Origin of the sequence: Sorangium sp. So ce124 (assembly GCF_051525235.1) — a bacterium.
Lineage (GTDB): Bacteria > Myxococcota_A > Polyangia > Polyangiales > Polyangiaceae > Sorangium > Sorangium atrum.
This window is the reverse complement of sequence record NZ_CP150312.1, coordinates 8,963,169-8,981,647: the sequence shown is the minus strand read 5'-3', so window position 1 is coordinate 8,981,647 and position 18,479 is coordinate 8,963,169. Positions and strand designations below refer to the sequence as shown.

Below are 18,479 nucleotides of genomic sequence, written 5' to 3'. Positions count from 1 at the left end.
GGGTGCGGCTCCCGTCTGGCTGCTCGTGCGGAGCGCCGGTCTGGGCTGAGCCCCTTTGCGTCCGGGCGTCTCCTCCGATAGGAAGCCGCCGATGGCAGCCGACAGACCGGGGAAGCGCAGGCGCAAGGGTTCAGGGACCACGGGGCAGGGCGGTGAGGTCGTGTTGCGACAGCGGACCGATCCGCGGAGCGAGCGACGTTTCGAGCCGAAGGCGTCGCTCGAGCTCGGCCTCACGATGCTCGGCATGTCCGTCGCGGCGCTGCTGGCCGGGGCGGGTGTCTATGGCCAGTGGTTCCGGGGCGAGGACGCGGGCGCGCACCCGGCGGCCACGTACCTGCTCCTCGGCGCCTTGCTCCTCGGGGCGGCGGTGGGGCTCTTCGGTCAGTGGTCGATGAAGTCGCTTCGTGTCGGTGATGCCGGGGTGGGGATCGAGAGCGGACCTGGTGAGATCGAGCGCATCGGCTGGCACGATGTCACGGGCCTGTTGCTCACGGAGGCTGCGCTCACGGTCCAGGGCAGCGGCACGGCGATCGCCATACCGCTGCGATCGCACCTCCCGGCGGCCGCGCGCGTGCTGGCCGAGGCGAGGGGGCGTATCCCCGCCCGCGCGGCCGACATCAAGGAAGGCGCGCTGCCTCCGCCCGACGATGCCGACGGCGAGGTGCGCTCGCTGGAGCCGCCGCAGGTCGCCGGCCTTCGCTGCAAGGCGACCGACAAGCTGATCGCCTTCGAGGCCGACGCCCGCCTCTGCGGCCGTTGCGGCGAGCACTACCACAAGGAAGGCGTCCCCCCCCGCTGCCTCACCTGCGAAGCCCCATTGCGCTGAGCGCTCCCCCGGGGGGCCGGGCAGTCGGCACCCCCCGCGCCCCTGCTCTGCGTTACGCCCTCAGATCCCGAATCGCGCCGCGTTCTCCCGGAGGAACGCGATGTAGACGTCCGCCTCCTGGTGCGACGCCACCTCGCCCGCCTCGACCGCCTCCTCCAGCGCGCGCTTGATCTCGCCGATCCGCCGCGACGGCGGCAGCCCGAACGCATGCATGATGGCGTCGCCGATCCCGCTCGGCAGCGGCGGCACCACCGCGTCCTCCGCCTGGACCTGGAGCACCCGCTCGGCGAGCTCGCTGATCTGCTTCAGCCCCTTTCGCTTCTTCTCGGGCCGCTTCGTGGTGATGTCCGCCCGCGACAGGTCGAGCACGTCCTTCAGGCAGCCGCCCATCTCCTTGGCGAACCGGCGCACCGCGCTGTCGGTCCACGACGCGTCGTACTGGCTCGCCCGGAGGTGGTGCAGGATCAGGAAGCGGATGCTGTTCTTCAGCGCATCTTCCTTCGTGAAGAGCGGCAGCCGCCGATCGATCTTGTCGAACATGCGCGCGCCGACCTCGGCGTGACCGAAGAAGTGGACCTCGCCCGTCGGCGAGATGGAGCGCGTCCTCGTCTTGCCGATGTCGTGGAGCAGGGCCGCCCAGCGGACCTCGAGCCTCGGGACGGCCTGACGCACCACCTGCTTCGTGTGCTTCCACACGTCCTTGTGGCGCCATTCCCCGTCGCCGAAGCCCACCATCGCCTCGACCTCGGGCAGCATCGCGGCGAGGGCGCCCGACTCGAGCAGGGCGTCGAGCCCGGCCTCGGCGTCGTCGCTCATCATGACCCGGTCGAGCAGCTTGCGGACATCGGGCAGGTAGGCGGCGGCCGCGGCCTTGAAGTCGGCGGGCCGCCCGGAGATCACCCTGGACGAGGCGCGTGGCTCGGCGCCCGCCTCGGGCTGCTCGGCCTCCGCCTTTTCTGCTCGCTGGACGGCCCACTCGAGGGCCTCCATCGCCCGCTTCGGGCTCGCTTCCTGGGTGAGAATCTCCTGCACGCTGGCCTTCCACACTTTCGAGGTTACGGGGTCGCCCACGGGGCGCCAGCTGGCGCGGCCCGCACGGGGGTTCGCCGGTTTAGAGCCAGCCGCACCTTCGCGCAATGGTTCCTCGCGTTCGTCGCGTTCGTCGCGCTCGTCGCTCGGCGCCGCCGGATGCCGTGCGTCCGCAGGCGATGGATGCGTCAGGTGCGGAGGAGCCGCCCCACGTGGTCCTTCTCCCAGGCGAGGGCGCGCTCGTAGTCGCGGAAGAGCCGCTCGCGGGCGAGGAACTGGGGCGGATGGAGCATCCGGCGCCCGTTGCCGTGGCTCGCTGGCATCACGTGGTGGATCATCTCGTGGTAGATGACGTAACAGATGAAGTAGCGGGGGACCCAGGGCCGGTCGAGCACCGGGTGGATGCGGATCAGCCGCTCGACCGCCGAGTAGCTCCCGAGCTTGATGGTGCGCCGCGGCTTCCGCGCCTTGGTCCGCTTGCCCCAGGTGATCAGCGCGTCGACCCCGCCGCCGAAGTACCCGTGGTTCAGCTTCTGGAACAGGAGCAGCAGGTCGTGCGTCCGCCCCTGCGTCGAGAGCGGCGTGCTCACCGGCCGGCTCGCCCGGATGCGATGGCCGTTCTCGTCGATGTACTGGCCGACCACGAGCGAGGCGGCCCGGTCCTGCGTCACGACGTACCGGACGAGCGCCTCCTGAACGAGCGCCGGCGCATCCAGGAACATGTGGTGGACGCGCGCCTGCAGGATGCCCTCCCGGAGGGAGGAGGAGATCATCTGCCGGTAGTTGTCGGTCACCGAGAGGAGGACCGGCCGCTTCTGGGCCAGCTCCAGCCGCCGGATGAGCGCCTGGCGCGCCCCCTCGTGCACGTAGATGTGCGGCTGCCCCGGCGGCAGATCGATGTCGATCGGATGATGGCGGGGGTCCGGCACCCGGACGACCGCCCGGGAGACACGTGGCAACAGGGAAGTACGCGCCGCGCCCTTCCCACCGCTGCGCGACAGACGGCCTGGAGGGGGTTGAGCGAAGGGGAAGGCCATCTGTCCCGCCATCTCAATCCTCCTTATTTGGGCGTATTCTCGGGTGGGATCCTTGTCAAGCGAGCGGCCGAGAACATCGAAATCATTCGGATTTGTGACTATGTAAGCGGGTGGCCGGTCCCCCCGGAGGGAGAGGGAGGGCGCCCCGGCCGCCGCTCGCCGGTGATCTGGATTTCCTCTGCAAATTCATGTGTTTGTAGTGAAGGTCACGAGCGCATGCTCCAGTCGGGCCCGCCTTCCGCCTCGGACGCGCGTCTTCTGCTCCTGCTCTCTCTCCCGCCATGAGACGGCGCGTGCGCAGCGCCTCCCTCATCGCGAGGCGAGCGCCCGGGGATCGAGGATCTGCGCCATGCGCCAGCGGCCCTGCGCGCGCTGGGAAGGCTCCGGCTCGAGGGCGACGACCAGGGCAGTACAGAAGCCGGCGGGGAGCAGCGCTGTCGCGCCCCGGCCGGGCGTGTCGACGAGCGTACGGACGAGGTGCTCCACGTTCGGCTGGTGCCCGACGAGCAGCGCATCGGCGCCGCCTCGGGCGAGCGCGGCGACCAGCGATGTCGGGAGCCCGGCGTCGAGCGCGAGCTCGTCCCGGAGCTCGACCTCCGGCGCGCCGCAGATCGGCGCGGCGATCTCGGCGGTCTCCCTCGCGCGCGCGAGGGGGCTCGCGAGCACCAGCGGCAGCGGGGCGCCGCCCCGGAGGCGGTGGAGCTCGAGCGAGACCCGCGCCACGCGCTCGCGGCCCTCGGGGGTGAGCCTCCGGTCCGCGTCGCGCCCGCTGGTCGCCCGCTCCTCCGCCGGGCCGTGCCGCATCACGTAGAGGTGCATGGCGTCGGTGGCGGCCGGCGTCAGTTCGTCTTGCCCGGGGGACGGCGGGCGTCCTGGCCGGACGAGGCTGCCTCGCCGCGACCCTTTGCCTGCGCGGGGGCCTCGGCCGCTGCCGCTCCGCCCTTCGGGCCGGGGCTCGCGGCGCCGTTCGTCGGCGCGGCCCCACCGGCGCGCGAGATGCCCTGCTTCGCGAGGACCATCGACTCGATCTTGTCGAGGATCGCCGGGTGCTGCTCGAGGTAGGTGCGGGCGTTCTCCCGGCCCTGACCGATGCGCTCGCCCTGGAACGAGAACCAGGAGCCGCTCTTCTCGATGATGCTCGCCTCGGTCGCGAGGTCGATGACGTCGCCGCTGTGGCTGATGCCCTGGCCGTACAGGATGTCGAACTCCACCTCGCGGAACGGGGGAGCCATCTTGTTCTTCACGACCTTGACGCGGGTCCGGTTGCCGACGACCGCCGGCTCCTTGCCGCCCGCGGCGGCCTCCTTGATGGCGCCGATGCGGCGGATGTCGAGCCGGACCGAGGCGTAGAACTTGAGGGCGTTGCCGCCGCTCGTCGTCTCGGGGCTGCCGAACATGACGCCGATCTTCATCCGGATCTGGTTGATGAACATCAGCAGGCACTGCGAGCGCGAGACCGTGCCGGTCAGCTTGCGGAGCGCCTGGCTCATCAGCCGGGCCTGGAGGCCGACGTGGCTGTCGCCCATGTCGCCCTCGATCTCGGCCTTGGGGACGAGCGCGGCGACGGAGTCGACGACGATGATGTCGACGGCGTTCGAGCGGACCAGCATGTCGGCGATCTCGAGCGCCTGCTCGCCGTAGTCGGGCTGGGAGATGAGCAGCTCGTCGGTCTTCACGCCGAGCTTCTTGGCGTAGTTCACGTCGAGGGCGTGCTCGGCGTCGATGAACGCCGCCGTCCCGCCCGCCCGCTGGATGGCCGCGATGGCGTGGAGTGTGAGGGTCGTCTTGCCGCTCGACTCTGGCCCGTAGATCTCGACGATGCGGCCGCGCGGGTAGCCGCCGATGCCGAGGGCGATGTCCAGGCCGAGCGAGCCGCTCGGCACGGCCGCGACCTCGTCGTGCAGCGTCTGCCCGTCCTTGAGGCGCATGATCGCCCCCTTGCCGTACTCCTTCTCGACGCTGGCGATCGCGAGCTCGAGGGCGGCAGACTTCTGCTTGGTGTTCTTCTCGTCACTCATGCGTACCTCGGGAGGGAGCGATGGGAGGGGGGCGACGACGGGGGGACCGCGGAGGTGGACCCACGCCGCGCGGGGCAACAGTTTCCGGCAGCTTTACTGTCCGGCTGTTCAGGAATCAAGACCCCCGCATCCCGGATAGGACCGAAAATGTCCGCGCGACGAGTCTGCCCGGCAGGCGCTCCGGAGCGCGGTGATGTCGCGGTCGGAAGTAGTTCCTGGTTGAGGTCGAGTCTCACAACCAGGGCAACAATCGTGATCGTCGCACACCGGGAGCACTGGCGGGCTCTTCAACCGTGGGCCACATCTTCCGCGTGGGGGGCGGGGGGCGCTATTTCCCGGGGTTTTCCCTGGGCCGGTACGAGCTCGTCCTGCGGGTGGCCGCAGGCGACGTGGGCGAGGTCTGGGCTGCGCGGCTCAGGCGGGAGCACGGGTTTCAGCGGCTCTTCGCGATCAAGGTGCTCCGCCCAGAGCTCTCGCCCGATCCCGACGCCGTTCGGACATTCCTCGACGAAGCCGCGCTGGCCGCGCGCATCAGGCACCCGAACGTGGTGCCCGTCGTGGATCTGGGCGAGACGGACGGCACGTTCTTCTACGCCATGGAGTGGGTGAGCGGGGAGCCGCTCTCGTCGGTGCTGCGCGCCGCGCGCGGGCGCCCGGCGCCGGTGCTCGTCGCGGCGAGGCTCGCCTACCAGATCTGCGCGGCCCTCGACGCCGCGCACGAGCTGCGGGACGAGGGCGGAAACCCCCGGGAGCTCCTGCACTACGACGTCTCGCCGGACAACGTCCTCATCACGTCCGAGGGGCTCGTCCGCATGGTCGATTTCGGCATCGCGAGGCTCGAGGAAGGGCGGATGTCCGAGCGACGGCCTTCGGCGCTGCGCGGCGACGGCGGCCGCGCTTTGACGGTGGGCGCGGCGGGCGCGGCGGGCGGCGAGGGGGGCGCGTTCCTGTTCCGGAGCAGCGCGCCGTACATGGCGCCGGAGCACATCCGGGGGCAGCCGTGCGATCGGCGGTCCGATCTCTTTGGGGTCGGGGTGCTCCTCTACGAGCTGCTGTCGGGCGCTCATCCTTTCCAGGCCGACGACAGCGAGAGCACGATGACCCACATCGCGAGCGAGCGGCCTGCCGCGCCGCTGTCGTCGCGGGCGGTCCCGTCCCGGCGCGGGTTCGCGGAGCGCCTGAGCGCGCCGCCGCCGCCCGAGCCGATCCCGCCTGCGCTCGATCGCCTCGTCTCCGAGGCGCTCGCCAAGTCGCCCACCGCGCGCACGGCGACGGCCGCGCAGCTCATGCGCGCGCTCGAGGAGGCGATCCCGGGCGCCGCGAACCCGGGCAACGACGCCCTCGTCGCCAGCTGGCTCGGACAGATCCTGGGCGACGCGTCCCACCTCCGGACGCAGCAGCTGCGCGCCGCGCTCGAGTCGCTCGATCCCGGGGACCGCTCGGCCGACGACGAGGTGGAGCCTCCGCGCGCCCCACGGCGCTGGCTGCAGGCGCTGCTGGTGTTCGGGGCCGCCGTCCTCGGGGTCGCGCTCGCCGGGACCGCGGCGGTGAGGGACAGCCCGCTCCCTCCCGCCGCCGTCTCCGCGCCGGCCGGGCCGCGCCCGCAGGGCGCCGCTGCGAGCGTCAGCTCGCCGCCGCGTCGCCGAGGAGCGGTGACCACGCCGCTCCGGAGATGAGCCAGAGCTGGTGCGACGTCCGCGTCACCGCGACGTGGAGCCGCCGGCGGGCCTCGTGGTTCATCGGGTACGCCGCCGCGGTCGCGTCGGGCACGACGACGTAGTCGAACTCGAGCCCCTTCGCGCTGTCCACGTCGGTGACGTCGATGCCCGGCTCGAACGAGAACGCCCCCTCCAGCACGAGCCTCGCCTCCGGGAGCTCCGCGATCAGGGCGTGGAGCTCCCGCGCGGCGCCTGCGTCCCGCGCGATGACGGCCACCGAGGCGCGGGGCTCCCGCCCGACGAGGTCGCGGAGCGCGCCGGCGAGGAACAGGTGGGCCTGCGCCTCGCTCGGGAAGCGGAAGAGCCCGACCGGCGCGCCGTCCCGGGCCGCGCGCGCGGGCGCCTCGGGCGCGAGCTCGCCGAGGAGCCGCCGCGCGAGCTCCGCCACCGGCCGCGGGCAACGGTACGACACCGCGAGGCGGCAGGTCGCCGCGTCGCCCACGCCGAGCGCCGCTCGCGCCGCGTCCCACCCGGCGAAGCTCGAGGAGGTCTGCTGCGCCTCGTCGCCGGCGAGCGTGACGCTGCGCGTCTCGCCAAGGAGCTTCCCCAGGACGAACAGCTCGAACAGCGAGAAGTCCTCGGCCTCGTCGAGGACGAGGTGCGACCACCCCGCCCCGTCCAGGCCGCGGCGAGCGGCGCGAAGGAAGAGCAGGATCGGCAGATCGTCGATGTCGAGCGTCCCCGCGAGCTCGTCCGGCGTCCCTTCCGCGATGGCGCGGCCGTCGAGCGCCCGCTTCATCAAGGCCACGGTGATCGAGGCGAGCTGCCGGTCGAGCGGCTCGGCGATCTGCAGCAGGGTGTGCCGGACGGTCTCTTCGATCGCGCTGCGGGGGAGGTCCCCGCCCGAGGCGACGACGACGCCCTCGAGGAACCCTCGATCGGTGAAGACGTCGGCGAGGCGGCGGCGCAGCCGCGGGAGCGTCGTGCTCGCCGGGGCGAGCCTGGCGAACCGCTCGCGCAGCGCGCGGTAGAGCGCCGGGTGGCGCTTGAGGCTGGAGACGAGCGCCGGGGGATCGTCGCACAGGGCGATCGGCTTGCCGAAGACCTCGCGCGCGGTCGCCGACGACCAGGCGTCGAGCGTCTTCACCTGGGCCTCCCCCGCGCCGAGCGGCGAGAACAGGCGGCGCGACAGCCGCGCGAGGCCCTCCTCGGGCACGACGACGTTCATGGCCGAGAGCGGGCAGCGCGCTGGATCCAGCGCGGCGATCCTGGCGAGGCGGTGCAGCGCGACGGTCGTCTTGCCGCTCCCGGCGCTGCCGAGCACGAGGAGCGGCTGCTCGGGGGGCGCGCACACGGCGGCGTACTGGTCGGCGTCGAGCAGGGCGGTGACCTCCGCGGCCCTCGCCTGGTCCGTGGCGCCGGCGCCGACGCCGAGGCTCCCGGGGCGGGCGGCCGTGCCCGCGCCGCCCGGCTGCATGGCGAGCGCCGCGCGCTCGGCGAGGGTCCATCGCCCGTCGCCCCGCCGCGTCAGGACGAGGCCGTCGCCGACGATCCGGGTGAGGGCGCCGCGCTCCACGACGACGATGCGGCGCGCCTTCACCACGCCCTCGGCCACGCGCCCCGGGAAGGTCTCCTCGTACTCGTCGCCCTCGCGGTACCGGTAGAAGATCTGCGCCACCGGCGCGACGCGCCAGTCGAGGATGCGCACGTCGGCCGACGGATCCAGGAACGTCGCGTGGCCGAGCAGGTAGTCCTTCGCCCCTTTGCCCTCGTCGACCCGGAGGTGGGCGAGGTACGGGCAGAGCGGGTCGGGCAGCGCCTCCCTGGGCTCCTGCTCGATGAGGCGCTGCCGCACGCTCATCTCGAGGAGCACCGCCGGCAGATCGTCGACGGAGGCCGCGGCGGCCTCGTCGCGGAGCTCCCGGAGCGCCGCGACGGACCTGAGCTCGCGCGGCGCGCGCCCGAAGGCGCGCGCCGCGCGCTCCTGCGCCCGGTCCAGCGCGGCGCGCACGCGCTCGAGGAGCGCGGCCTCTTCTTCGAGGACGGCGCGCGCCTCGACGGGCAGATCAAGCGTGCTCTCCAGCATGATGGGCCTCCTTGCGCCCCCCGCCTCCGCGAGGGGTCGAGCTCGATGGGTGAATGGTTCGTTCACTTTTGAGGCGAGGCGAAGCGAAGCTTACACGAAGAAGCTCCTGAGTCCGGCAAGGTGGTATTTCGAGTAACCGTGGACCGCTTCTCGGATGCTGGCCTCGTCCTCGAAGCGGGCGAGCGCGTTCACCATCGTCCTGACGAAGCCCTGGTAGATCTGGTCCAGGTTGAACCGCATCGCGCCGGTCACCGAGAGGCATGGGTCGAGGGCGCGGAAGTGCTCGATCGCCAGCGCGATGAGGCGTTCGGCGGTCTCCTCGGAGAACCGCTCGTACCTGGAGCCGCCGGCCCGGCCCAGGAGGATCACGACGCGCAGCCTGTTCTCGATGCAGAAGCGGAGGAGCTCCTCGGAGATCACGTGGTAGGCGGCCGTCGGCGGGAGCGCCCGGACGTCCTCCACGCCGTCGAGCGCCTTCACGCGGCGGCGGAGCAGGATCGTGAAGGCGCGGGCGAAGCCGTCGTCGACGATCCCGTAGAAGAGCGCGTCCTTGTTCGCGAAGTACCGGTAGATGTTGCCCGTCGAGACGCCGGCCGCCCGGGCGATCTCGGCCATGGTCGCGCTCTCGTACCCCTTCCGCGCGAAGATCGTCAGCGCGGCGGAGGTGATGCTCTCCTGGACGTCGTCTTTGAGGTACTGCGCCATGGCGAATAGTGAACGTGTCGTTCGCTTATAGCGATGGGCGCCGGCCCGTCAAGCGAGCGGGCGGATCACGGCCTCAGGGGTCGACGGTGCCTTCGAGGATCGCGCGCGGGCCGTCGAGGAGCATGAAGGTCGCCTCCTCCTCGCCGACCCTGGCGAAGAGGGCCTTGATGCCGTCGCGCACGTCGGGGACGTCCTTTGCGGCGTGGGCGTCGCTGCACGCGGCGTAGTAGTAGCCGGCCTCGAGCAGCTGCTCGGCGGCCCGGCGGGGGGTGCGCCCGTACTTGCCGGTGAGCGCCGCGACGTCGAGGAGGAGCACCGCGCCCGCGTCGAGCAGCGGATCGAGCGAGGAGATGTCGTCGAAGACGGGCTCGTAGCGCTCCGGGTGGGCGATGACGGGGCGGAGCTTGCGGCGGCTGAGGTCGAAGATCCGCTCCGCGGCCCGGGCGGGGAAGCTCCGGGTCGGGAACTCGACGAGCGCGGCGCGGCCGCCCGGGAAGGGGAGGGCGCTGCCGTCGAGGAGGCGCTGGAAGACGATGTCGTCGAAGAAGTGCTCCGACGAGAGCTGGAGCGCGGGCAGGTCACGCGCGCCGGCGGCGGCCCGCAGCGCGGCGCAGGTCGCGTCGTAGGCGGCCTGGAGGCCCTGCCGGGTGTTGTCGAACATCCCAGGGCGCATGTGCGGCGTCGCCACGACGGTGTCGAACCCGGCGCCGCGGAGCGCGGTGAGGAGGGCGAGGCTCTCCTCGACGGTGCGGGCGCCGTCGTCGACGCCCGCGACCCAGTGGGAGTGCAGATCGATGAAGCCGCGCATCGTCGATCCGAACTTAGCAAAGTTGGCCGCCCTCGTGCGCTGCGACCATCCTTCGCGTCGAGGAGGTGTTCGTGTCGCTCTCGTTATCGAACCAGCAGCTTGTGCCTCAGCCCGCGTCGGACGGCTGCGCTGGCGCCCAGCGCGGCGGCAGGCCGGGAGGCCGCGCAGAGCGCCCGGTCGATCCCGGCGCGCCCTCGAACGAGCAGGGCACGTCGGCCCTGGATGAGGGGATCCCCACCTCCGAGCGCCGGCGCCGCCGCAGCGACGATCCGGTCACCGCGCTGCACTATCAGCTCTCGACGACCCGCGCCGAGGCGAACCTGGACGTCGTGGTCCTCGTGGACAACAGCGGCTGCCTCGTCGCCGGGGCGGGCGCGTGGCCGGCGTGCGAGGAGCTCGCCGCCTACGCCCCGCTCCTCGCCAACCCGGACGCCGTGCAGAGCGCGGCGGTCGGTTCGCGCATCGCCACGCTCACCGCCGAGGTCGAGGTCCAGAGCCTCTCGGTGGAAGGCGGCGAGGTGCTGCTCTGCGGCCGTGGCGGCACGTCGGAGCGTGGCGTCTCCATTGCCCGGGCCGCTGCCGGGTGCTTGCGCATTCTTCGCGCCGCCGCCTGAGCGATCGCGACGCCGCAGGCTGAGCGGTCGCTGCGCCGCAGGCTGAGCGGTCGCTGCGCCGCAGGCTGAGCGGTCGCTGCGCCGCAGGCCGGACGGTCGCTGCGCCGCAGGCTGAGCGGTCGCTGCGCCGCAGGCCGGACGGTCGTGACGCCGCAGGCTGGGCGCTCGCGCCCCCCCGGTTCGTGCTACAAGGGGCCGCGGCCTCAGGTCGCGCGCAATGCCCGGCTCGCTCGCACCCCCTCGGAACAGCCCGCCCGCCGCCGACGCGTCCCTCCAGGCAGACCACGCCGGTCTGGCCCCGCTGCTCGCCTCTCGCAGGGTGATCCTCTGCGTCGGCTGCGGCGGCGTCGGCAAGACGACCACGACTGCAGCGCTCGGTCTCGCCGCTGCCCGCCGCGGCAAGCGCGTCCTTTGCCTGACGATCGATCCGGCGCGCCGGCTGTCCCAGAGCCTCGGGCTCGAGGAGATGACGACCGAGGCGCAGACGATCGAGCCCGCCCGCTTCGCCAGGGCGGGGGTCGACGTGCCCGGCTCGATGACGGTCATGATGCTCGACACGAAGTCGACCTTCGACGGCCTCGTCGCGTCGCTCGCCCCCACGCCCGAGCAGCGCGACCGGATCCTCGGCAACGTCCTCTACAAGTACATCTCCACGTCGCTCGCGGGCACGCAGGAGTACATGGCGATGGAGAAGCTCTACGCCGTCAGGAGCGACCCGAGCTACGACCTCGTCCTGCTCGACACGCCGCCCACGGCGAACGCGCTCGATTTCCTCGACGCGCCGGAGCGCCTCGTCGGCGCCATCGACGGCGCGGCGACGCGGTGGTTCGTGCAGGCCTTCCAGAGCTCCGGCAAGCTCTCGCTCAACCTGCTGGCGCGCTCGACGGCGGCGGTGCTGCGGGGCATCGGCAAGCTGACCGGCAGCGGCTTCCTCGAGCAGATCGCGGCGTTCATCAGCGAGATGAACGCGGTCTTCGGCGGCTGGAAGCAGCGGGCGGACGCGGTGGCGTCGGCGCTCCGCGGCCCCGACGTGGCCTACGTGCTCGTCACGACGCCCGATCCGCTCTGCGTGCGCGAGGTGCTGTACTTCGCCGAGCGCCTGCGCGAGCAGCAGATGCGTCGCGACGCGTTCGTCGTGAACCGCGTCCACCCTGTGTACGGCGCGCTCCCTGGCGTCGGCGAGATCGCCGCCGCGCTCGACGGGAGCAGCCTTGCGCTCGCCTCCGGCGCCGCGGCGCGCCTGCTCCAGGCCGCCAAGGACGAGAGCCGCATGGGCAAGCTCGATCAGCTGAACCTGATCGCCCTCGAGGCGGCGCTCGAGGACGAGCAGAGCGGCGGCAGCGTCCGCGTCGACGTCCCGGCGTTCCCGTACGACATCCACGACGTGGCCGGCCTCGCGAGGATCGCCGACGTGCTGGCGCCGCTGCCCGGGGCGGCGGGGTAGCCACGGGCAGCTCGGCCGTTCTTCTGGCTGTCCTGCGATACTCGGAGACGGTCTGAAGGAGGCAGCTGGGCTGCCCCCGGCCTACCCTCGCCGCCTGCGCTCCTTGTACTTCACGCGGACCGGCACGCCCTCCAGCCCGAACGCCTGCCGGAGCTGGTTCGCCACGTAGCGCCGGTAGCTGAAGTGGAGCTTGTCGGGATCGCTCGCGACGACGACGAACAGCGGCGGCGACGTCTCGGCTTGCGTGACGAAGAACAGGCGGGGCGCGCGCCCGCCGTGCGTGGGCGGCGGGTGCGTGAGCAGGATCTGCTCGAAGAAGCGGTTGAGCTCCCCGGTGGGCACGCGCTTGCGGTAGGCGTCGGCCACCTGGGCCGCGGTCTCGATGAGCTTCGCCACGCCGCGCCCGCTGCGCGCGCTCACGTGCGCGATCGGCGCCCACGGCACGAACGAGAGCTTGTCGCGGGCGTCCTGCTCCGCCTTGGCGAGCGTCTTGCGGTCGAGGAGATCGATCTTGTTGAGGCCGATCACGACGCCGCACCCGCGATCGACCGCGAGGCCGAGGATCTTCGCGTCCTGCTCGGCCACGCCCTCGGCCGCGTCGCAGAGCAGGAGCACGACCTCCGCCCGCTCCATGGCGCGGATCGCGTGGATCACGCTGACCGCCTCGACGGCGCTGTCCTCCTTCGCCACCTTCGACTTGCGCCGGATGCCGGCCGTGTCGATGAGCAAGAACCGCTTCCCGTCGCGCTCGGCCAGCGTGTCGATCGGATCGCGCGTCGTGCCGGGCGTCGCGTCGACCAGCATGCGCTCCTCGCCGGCGATGCGGTTGACGAGCGACGACTTCCCCGCGTTGGGCCGCCCGATGATGGCGATGCGGAGCGCCCCCTCGGCCGACTCCTCGGGCGCCGCGGGCTTCGCGGGGAGCGCCGCCTCGATGGCCATCTCCAGATCCGAGATGCCGCGGCCATGGAGGGCGCTGATCGGGATGAGCCGCTCCATACCGAGGCGGTACAGCTCCGCCGCCTCCACCTCGGCCTTCGGCGAGTCCGCCTTGTTGGCGACGTAGATCACGGGCTTGCCCGCGCGGCGCAGCAGGCCGAGCTCGGCGTGCTCGGACGGCGTGACCGGCGTCACGGCGTCGAGCACGCACACGATGACGTCGGCCTCGGCGATGGCGAGGTCGATCTGCCGCTTGATCCCCTGCCGCATGGGATCATCGCTCTCGGGGTCGAACCCGCCCGTGTCGACGAGCGTGAAGCGCCGTCCCCGCGAGGTGACGTCGCCGTAGTGGCGATCGCGGGTCACCCCGGGCTCGTCGTGCACGATCGCGATGCGCTTGCCGATCAGCCGGTTGAACAGCGTGCTCTTGCCGGTGTTGGGCCGCCCGACCAGCGCCACGATCCCGGCCGACGGGGGCAGCGCAGGCGCATCGGCCGCGGCGTCCTCGGCGGCCGCGATGACCTCCTCGGCGAGCTCCGCCGCGAGCTCCTCCCTCTCCTCCGCCGCCTCGTGGCTGATCGGCTCGGAGAGAGCACGGCCCTTGCCCGGCGCGGATCTGCTGCCCTTCTTCGATCCGTCGGCGCCCTTGCCGGGCGCCGCTGCGCTCTTTCGGGGAGCGGCCGCGCCCTTGCCGGGCGCCGCTGCGCTCTTTCGGGGAGCGGCCGCGCTCTTGCCGGGCGCCGCTCCGCTCTTTCCGCGAGCGGCGGCGCTCTTGCCGGGCGCCGCTTCGCTCTTTCCGCGAGCGGCAGCACCCTTGCCGGAGGCGGCCGCGCCCTTCCTGGGAGCGACGCCGCCCCTCTTCTCGGGGGTGTCGCCCTTCTTCACTGTCCGCCCGCGTCCGGCAGCTCCCTGGCTGCGCTTGTTCGATCTGGAAAGGGCTGGCTTTGCCGCGCTCACGAGGTCTCTCCCTTGTTGTAACCGAGCTCGTCCAGCCGCTCCCGCGACTCACGCCACTCCGGCGTCACCCGGACCCAGAGCTTGAGGTTCACCTGCCGGCCGACGAGCTCCTCTATCCGGAGCCGAGCCTCCGTGCCGATGCGCTTCAGCTGCTCCGCGCCCGCGCCGATCAAGATCTTCTTCTGCCCGGGCCGCTCCACGTGGATGGTCGCGTCGATGTGCAGCGCGCCCTCGCCTGTCGGCTCGACGTAGCGCTCGATCTGCACGGCGCTCGCGTGGGGCACCTCGGCCTTCGTCGCGCGCAGGATCTGCTCGCGCACGTACTCGGCGGCGAAGAAGCGCGTCGGCCTGTCGGTGAGCTCATCGGGCGCGAAGCCCCAGTCCCGCTCGGGGCAGAGCTTCGCCACCTCGTCGAGCACGCGCTGGACGCCGTCCTCGCGCAGCGCCGAGACGGGGACGATCGCCGCGAAATCCCGGAGCTTGGCGAACGCGTCGAGGAGCGGCAAGAGCAGCGCCTTGTCCCGCATCCTGTCGACCTTGTTGAGCACGAACACCACCGGCGCCTCGCTCCCCAGGTCCGCGAGCAACGTCAGATCGCCCGGGTGCGGCGCGAGCGGCGGGCCGTCCTCGTCCTCCTTCACGCGCCTCGGCAGGCGCGCGGGATCCGGCGCTTCGGTCACGAACACGATCACGTCGGCGCCCCGCGCCGCCTCGCGCGCCGCCTGGTTCATCACGCGCCCGAGCTCCGTGCGCGGCCGGTGAAGGCCGGGCGTGTCGAGCAGCGCGATCTCCGCCGGGCCGTGGTGCACGACCCCGAGGATCGCGTCGCGCGTCGTCTGAGGCGTCGGCGAGACGATCGCGAGCGGATGGCCGAGCGCCGCGTTCAGCAGCGTCGATTTGCCGACGTTGGGGCGCCCGACCAGGGCCACGCGCCCGGATCGTTTCGGCAGCGCGGCGTCGGCCTCCTCCGTCCGCCTCGGCTCGGCGGCCTTCTTGCGCCGCTGCTGCGTGGCGCCTCGGCCGGCGGCCCTCCCGTCCGGGAGCGGTCGACCCTCCGCGCCACCGCCCGCGCGGGGCCCACGCCCTGCCCGGCTGCGGGCCGCGCCGGAGGAGCGCGCCGCAGAGCCCCTCTGCTTGGCCGTCTTCTCCCCCTCGCCCCGCTCGGCAGCGCGTGTCGCGCCGGCCCGCCGCTCCTTGCCCGGCTCGGCAGCGCGCTCCATGCCGGCCCGCCGCTCCTTGCCCGGCTCGGCAGCGCGCGTTGCGCCGGCCCGCCGCTCCTTGCCCGGCTCGGCAGCGCGCGTCGCACCGCCCTGCTCGCTCGCACGTCGCGACCTGTCGTCGGCGTGAGCCTGATTTTCGCGCCGGGGGGGGCGACCTCGCGGGATCGCCGCGTCGCTCGCCCGGGGGGCTTCGCTGGATTGCGCTCCTCGACGGCTGCCTCGGCTGTCTTTCTCGGCAGGACGGGGGCCGCGGGAAGCCGAGGCGGGCTTCGGCGCCTGCGGGCGCGCTTTCGCGCCCTGGGGCGCGCTCTGGGGACGGGCTTTCACCACGCCGCGCGCGATAGCAGACGCCCAAGGGGGCTACAAACGCTTCCCCACGATCCGTGGTCACGCGCGCGCGAAGGCGGTAAGGGGATGCCCTGCATGTCGAGCGTCCACCGAGGGGACCCACAGAGCGGAGCCCCGCCCGCCGCCCCCGTCCCGCACGCGAGCGGAGCCCCGCCCCGCGCCGAGGTACCCCCTCTCGAGGCGCGCTCGGCTGAGATCGGTGACGCGCCGGCCCTGGATCGCGACCGCATGGCCGCCGGGAGCGGGCGCGCCGGCCTCGCGAGGCTCGCGGCCCTCGCGCTCGCGGCCCTCGCGCTGCTGCCCCTCGTCGGCAAGAGCGGCATCTGGGACCCCTACGAGCTCGACCGGGCCGACCTGGCCCGCCGCATCGCCATCCACGTCTTCGGCGCGCGCGGCCTGGATCTCGCGGACGGTCCCGGGCAGCTGCCGACCCTGACCGATCTCGGCATGGGCGAGCTCGGGTTCACCTCGATGGCGCTCGGCTTCCGCGTGTTCGGTCTGCACGACTGGGCCGGGCGCCTCCCGCTCGCGCTGTGGGGGCTCGCCGGCGCGCTCGTGCTCTACGAGTTCCTCGCCCGCCTCGTCGATCGAAGGGCCGGCCTGTACGGCGTCGCGGTGCTCGTGACGATCCCGCTCTACGTGATGCAGGCGCGCACCCTGCTCGGCGACATCGTCACGATGGCCGCGCTCACGATGGCGTTCTGCGGGCTGACCGGCGCGCTGCTCGAGGGCGGGCGAGGGGCGCAGCGCGGCGCCCTGCTCGCGTCGGCCGCGTGGCTCGCCGTGGGGATCCTCGGCGTCGTTGCCGGATACCTCAGCCGCGGCCTGCTGATCGGGATCGCCGTCCCCGCGCTCGGCGCCGGCCTGACCTGGCTCCTGCTCCGGACGTCCGGCGCCTGGCCCGAGCCGGAAGGCCGGGGGCCCACGCTGGGCGACCTCGTGGGCGCCGCCGCGCTGGTGCTCGGCGTCGCGGCGGCGGCGCAGGGCGCCCTCGTGCTCGCGAGCTCGAGCGCCGGCGAGCCGCTCCCCCGCGCCCTCGGCGTGGCGCTCCTCAAGAAGCCGCCGGTCGAGTCCACGTTCGATCTCACGCTGCGCCAGCTCGGCCATGCCCTCTTCCCGTGGAGCGCCTTCCTGCCGTTCGCCGTCGGCCGGCTCTTCCGGGCCCCCGCCGCGGACCGGGCGGGCGAGCGCGTCGCCCCCCGCCTCGATCGCGAGGCCGGCGTCCGGATCGCGCTGATCGTCACGTCTGCGCTCGCCTACAGCGCGTTTGCGCTCCTCGCGCCGCACGCCGGGGCGCTCCCGTTCAGCGGCCCCGCGCTCCTCGCCGCCATCGCCGCGCTCGCCATCCGCGATCTCGAGCGCGGCGCTCCCTCCTCGCGAGCGCTCGCCGTCGGCTGCGCCGTGCTCGCATTCGTCCTCTACCGCGATCTCGTCACCTCACCGGACAGGGCGCTCAGCGTCTTCTCTGTCGACAAGCCCGTCTTCCCGAAGAGCTTCGAGGTCGAAGCGGCCTCGGCGATGCGCTTCGTCCTGCTCGCGTTCGCCGGCCTCGTCTCGCTCACCTGGTTCGAAGAGCAGCCCCGCGAGCTCGATCGCAGCTTCGGTGCGTGGGCGCGGCGCCTGCTCGACGAGGTGCACGGCGGCGCCGCGGAGCTCGCCCGCATCTGGAACGGCAACCTGCTCTTCCTGCTGATCGTCATCGAAGCCGCGCTCGTCGGTGTCGGCGCGATGCTCTTCGTCGGCAAGCGCATTGGGTGGGGCACCGTGACGAGGATGCCGAACCACCTCGCCGCGTACGGGATGAACGCCTGGTGGGCGCTGCCCATGCTGCTCGCGGCGAGCCCCGTGCTGCTGCTCGTGGCGCGCGACGCGTTCCGCCACGCCGTCGCGCGCGCTTCCGTCCCACGCGCCATCGGCACGCCGCTCGCCGGCCTCGTCGCCGGCTTCGCGCTGAGCTTCTGGTACTATCCGGCGCTCGCGGCCCAGCTCTCGCCGAAGGAGGTCTTCGCGTCCTACGAGTCGCTTCGCAAGCCCGGCGAGCCGCTCGCGACGCTCGGCGTCCGGAGCCGCACGGCGGCTTATTACCAGGGCGGCGAGGTCACCTCGTTCACGGACGTCCTGCAGGCGTTCGACTGGCTCACCGCCGCGGGGAGCTCCGTGGACGGCGCCGCCGTTCCGGACGCTCGCCGCTGGCTCGTCGTGAAGTCCGACGATCTGCCCCGGTTGAACAGCCTCTTTCGCAAGCGCTACCAGCGCAACCTGCCCGTCCTCGACGGCCGCTCCAGCCAGATCCTCCTTGCGTCGAACGAGCTCGGAGGCAGGCCGAACGAGAGCTGGCTCGGCCGTGTCGTCCTCGATGAGCCCGCCGCTCCCGAGAACCCGCTCGACGCGATGTTCGAGGATCAGCTGGAGGTGCTCGGCTGGGAGTTGACCGACGACGACGGCCAGAAGGTATCGAGCGTCGTCCCTCAGAAGAGCTACCACCTGCGGACTTACTTCCGGGTCCACCGGCCGGTCACCGGCAACTGGAAGATGTTCGTTCACATCGACGGGTTCCAGCGCCGATACAACGGCGACCATCCCGTGATCGAGGGGCGTTACCCGCTCAGCCTGTGGCAGCCGGGCGACGTCGTCGTGGACGACCACGAGCTCCAGCTCGAGCCCAACTTCACCCCGGGCGACTACACGCTCTACTTTGGCCTCTTCGCCGGTGAGACGCGCTTTCAGGTGACGCGTGGGCCGGAACACGAGGACCGCGTCCGCGCCGGTGTCATCCGCGTGCGGTGAGCC

General features: G+C 72.6%; 14 protein-coding genes. 5 read left to right on the top strand and 9 right to left on the bottom strand.

Annotated features, from left to right (window positions below):
* Positions 1 to 91 precede the first annotated feature (91 nt).
* Positions 92 to 826, top strand: coding sequence for a hypothetical protein (locus tag WMF19_RS33580; protein WP_437894086.1), 735 nt, complete (start codon positions 92 to 94; stop codon positions 824 to 826).
* Positions 827 to 886: 60 nt separating this feature from the next.
* Here the strand turns inward: WMF19_RS33580 and WMF19_RS33575 are convergent, their stop codons facing one another.
* The 4 genes from WMF19_RS33575 to recA form a co-directional block, all read right to left on the bottom strand.
* A complete protein-coding gene (locus WMF19_RS33575; protein ID WP_437894085.1) occupies positions 887 to 1,858 on the bottom strand; it encodes an HDIG domain-containing metalloprotein in 972 nt (323 codons plus the stop codon).
* Positions 1,859 to 2,043: 185 nt separating this feature from the next.
* On the bottom strand, positions 2,044 to 2,904 hold the full coding sequence (locus WMF19_RS33570) for a hypothetical protein (RefSeq protein ID WP_437894084.1): 861 nt from the start codon (positions 2,902 to 2,904) through the stop codon (positions 2,044 to 2,046).
* Positions 2,905 to 3,201: 297 nt separating this feature from the next.
* Positions 3,202 to 3,711 carry a SixA phosphatase family protein gene (locus WMF19_RS33565; RefSeq protein WP_437894083.1) on the bottom strand — a complete coding sequence of 170 codons (510 nt, stop codon included), beginning with the start codon at positions 3,709 to 3,711 and terminating at the stop codon, positions 3,202 to 3,204.
* Positions 3,712 to 3,731: 20 nt separating this feature from the next.
* Positions 3,732 to 4,910 carry a recombinase RecA gene (gene recA / locus WMF19_RS33560; RefSeq protein ID WP_437894082.1) on the bottom strand — a complete coding sequence of 393 codons (1,179 nt, stop codon included), beginning with the start codon at positions 4,908 to 4,910 and terminating at the stop codon, positions 3,732 to 3,734.
* A 293-nt stretch (positions 4,911 to 5,203) separates the two neighbouring features.
* Here recA and WMF19_RS33555 point away from each other — a divergent pair, with 293 nt between their 5' ends.
* Positions 5,204 to 6,586 carry a serine/threonine-protein kinase gene (locus tag WMF19_RS33555; RefSeq protein ID WP_437894081.1) on the top strand — a complete coding sequence of 461 codons (1,383 nt, stop codon included), beginning with the start codon at positions 5,204 to 5,206 and terminating at the stop codon, positions 6,584 to 6,586.
* On the opposite strand, the gene WMF19_RS33550 is transcribed toward WMF19_RS33555, so the two are convergent.
* From WMF19_RS33550 to WMF19_RS33540, 3 genes are all read right to left on the bottom strand, one after another.
* Positions 6,534 to 8,654 (bottom strand): ATP-binding domain-containing protein, encoded by a 2,121-nt coding sequence (locus WMF19_RS33550; protein WP_437894080.1) that lies wholly within the window; start codon positions 8,652 to 8,654, stop codon positions 6,534 to 6,536. The genes WMF19_RS33555 and WMF19_RS33550 overlap by 53 nt on opposite strands.
* Before the next feature lie 90 nt (positions 8,655 to 8,744).
* Positions 8,745 to 9,359: a TetR/AcrR family transcriptional regulator gene (locus WMF19_RS33545; protein ID WP_437894079.1), complete on the bottom strand. Its 615-nt coding sequence runs from the start codon at positions 9,357 to 9,359 to the stop codon at positions 8,745 to 8,747.
* 73 nt (positions 9,360 to 9,432) lie between these two features.
* The gene (locus WMF19_RS33540; RefSeq protein ID WP_437894078.1) at positions 9,433 to 10,167 is read right to left on the bottom strand and encodes a tyrosine-protein phosphatase; all 735 of its coding nucleotides are present in this window, start codon (positions 10,165 to 10,167) and stop codon (positions 9,433 to 9,435) included.
* A 71-nt stretch (positions 10,168 to 10,238) separates the two neighbouring features.
* Between WMF19_RS33540 and WMF19_RS33535 the strand changes: the two genes are divergently transcribed.
* The gene (locus tag WMF19_RS33535) at positions 10,239 to 10,781 is read left to right on the top strand and encodes a hypothetical protein (protein WP_437894077.1); all 543 of its coding nucleotides are present in this window, start codon (positions 10,239 to 10,241) and stop codon (positions 10,779 to 10,781) included.
* A 217-nt stretch (positions 10,782 to 10,998) separates the two neighbouring features.
* Positions 10,999 to 12,225: an ArsA family ATPase gene (locus WMF19_RS33530; protein ID WP_437894076.1), complete on the top strand. Its 1,227-nt coding sequence runs from the start codon at positions 10,999 to 11,001 to the stop codon at positions 12,223 to 12,225.
* An 81-nt stretch (positions 12,226 to 12,306) separates the two neighbouring features.
* Here the strand turns inward: WMF19_RS33530 and der are convergent, their stop codons facing one another.
* Both der and era read right to left on the bottom strand, forming a co-directional pair.
* The gene (der, locus tag WMF19_RS33525) at positions 12,307 to 14,049 is read right to left on the bottom strand and encodes a ribosome biogenesis GTPase Der (RefSeq protein ID WP_437894075.1); all 1,743 of its coding nucleotides are present in this window, start codon (positions 14,047 to 14,049) and stop codon (positions 12,307 to 12,309) included.
* 68 nt (positions 14,050 to 14,117) lie between these two features.
* Entirely contained in the window at positions 14,118 to 15,341 is a 1,224-nt protein-coding gene (gene era / locus WMF19_RS33520) for a GTPase Era (RefSeq protein ID WP_437894074.1), read from the bottom strand.
* A gap of 576 nt (positions 15,342 to 15,917) precedes the next feature.
* On the opposite strand from era, the gene WMF19_RS33515 reads away from it, so the two are divergent.
* Positions 15,918 to 18,476: a glycosyltransferase family 39 protein gene (locus WMF19_RS33515; protein WP_437894073.1), complete on the top strand. Its 2,559-nt coding sequence runs from the start codon at positions 15,918 to 15,920 to the stop codon at positions 18,474 to 18,476.
* Positions 18,477 to 18,479 lie beyond the last annotated feature (3 nt).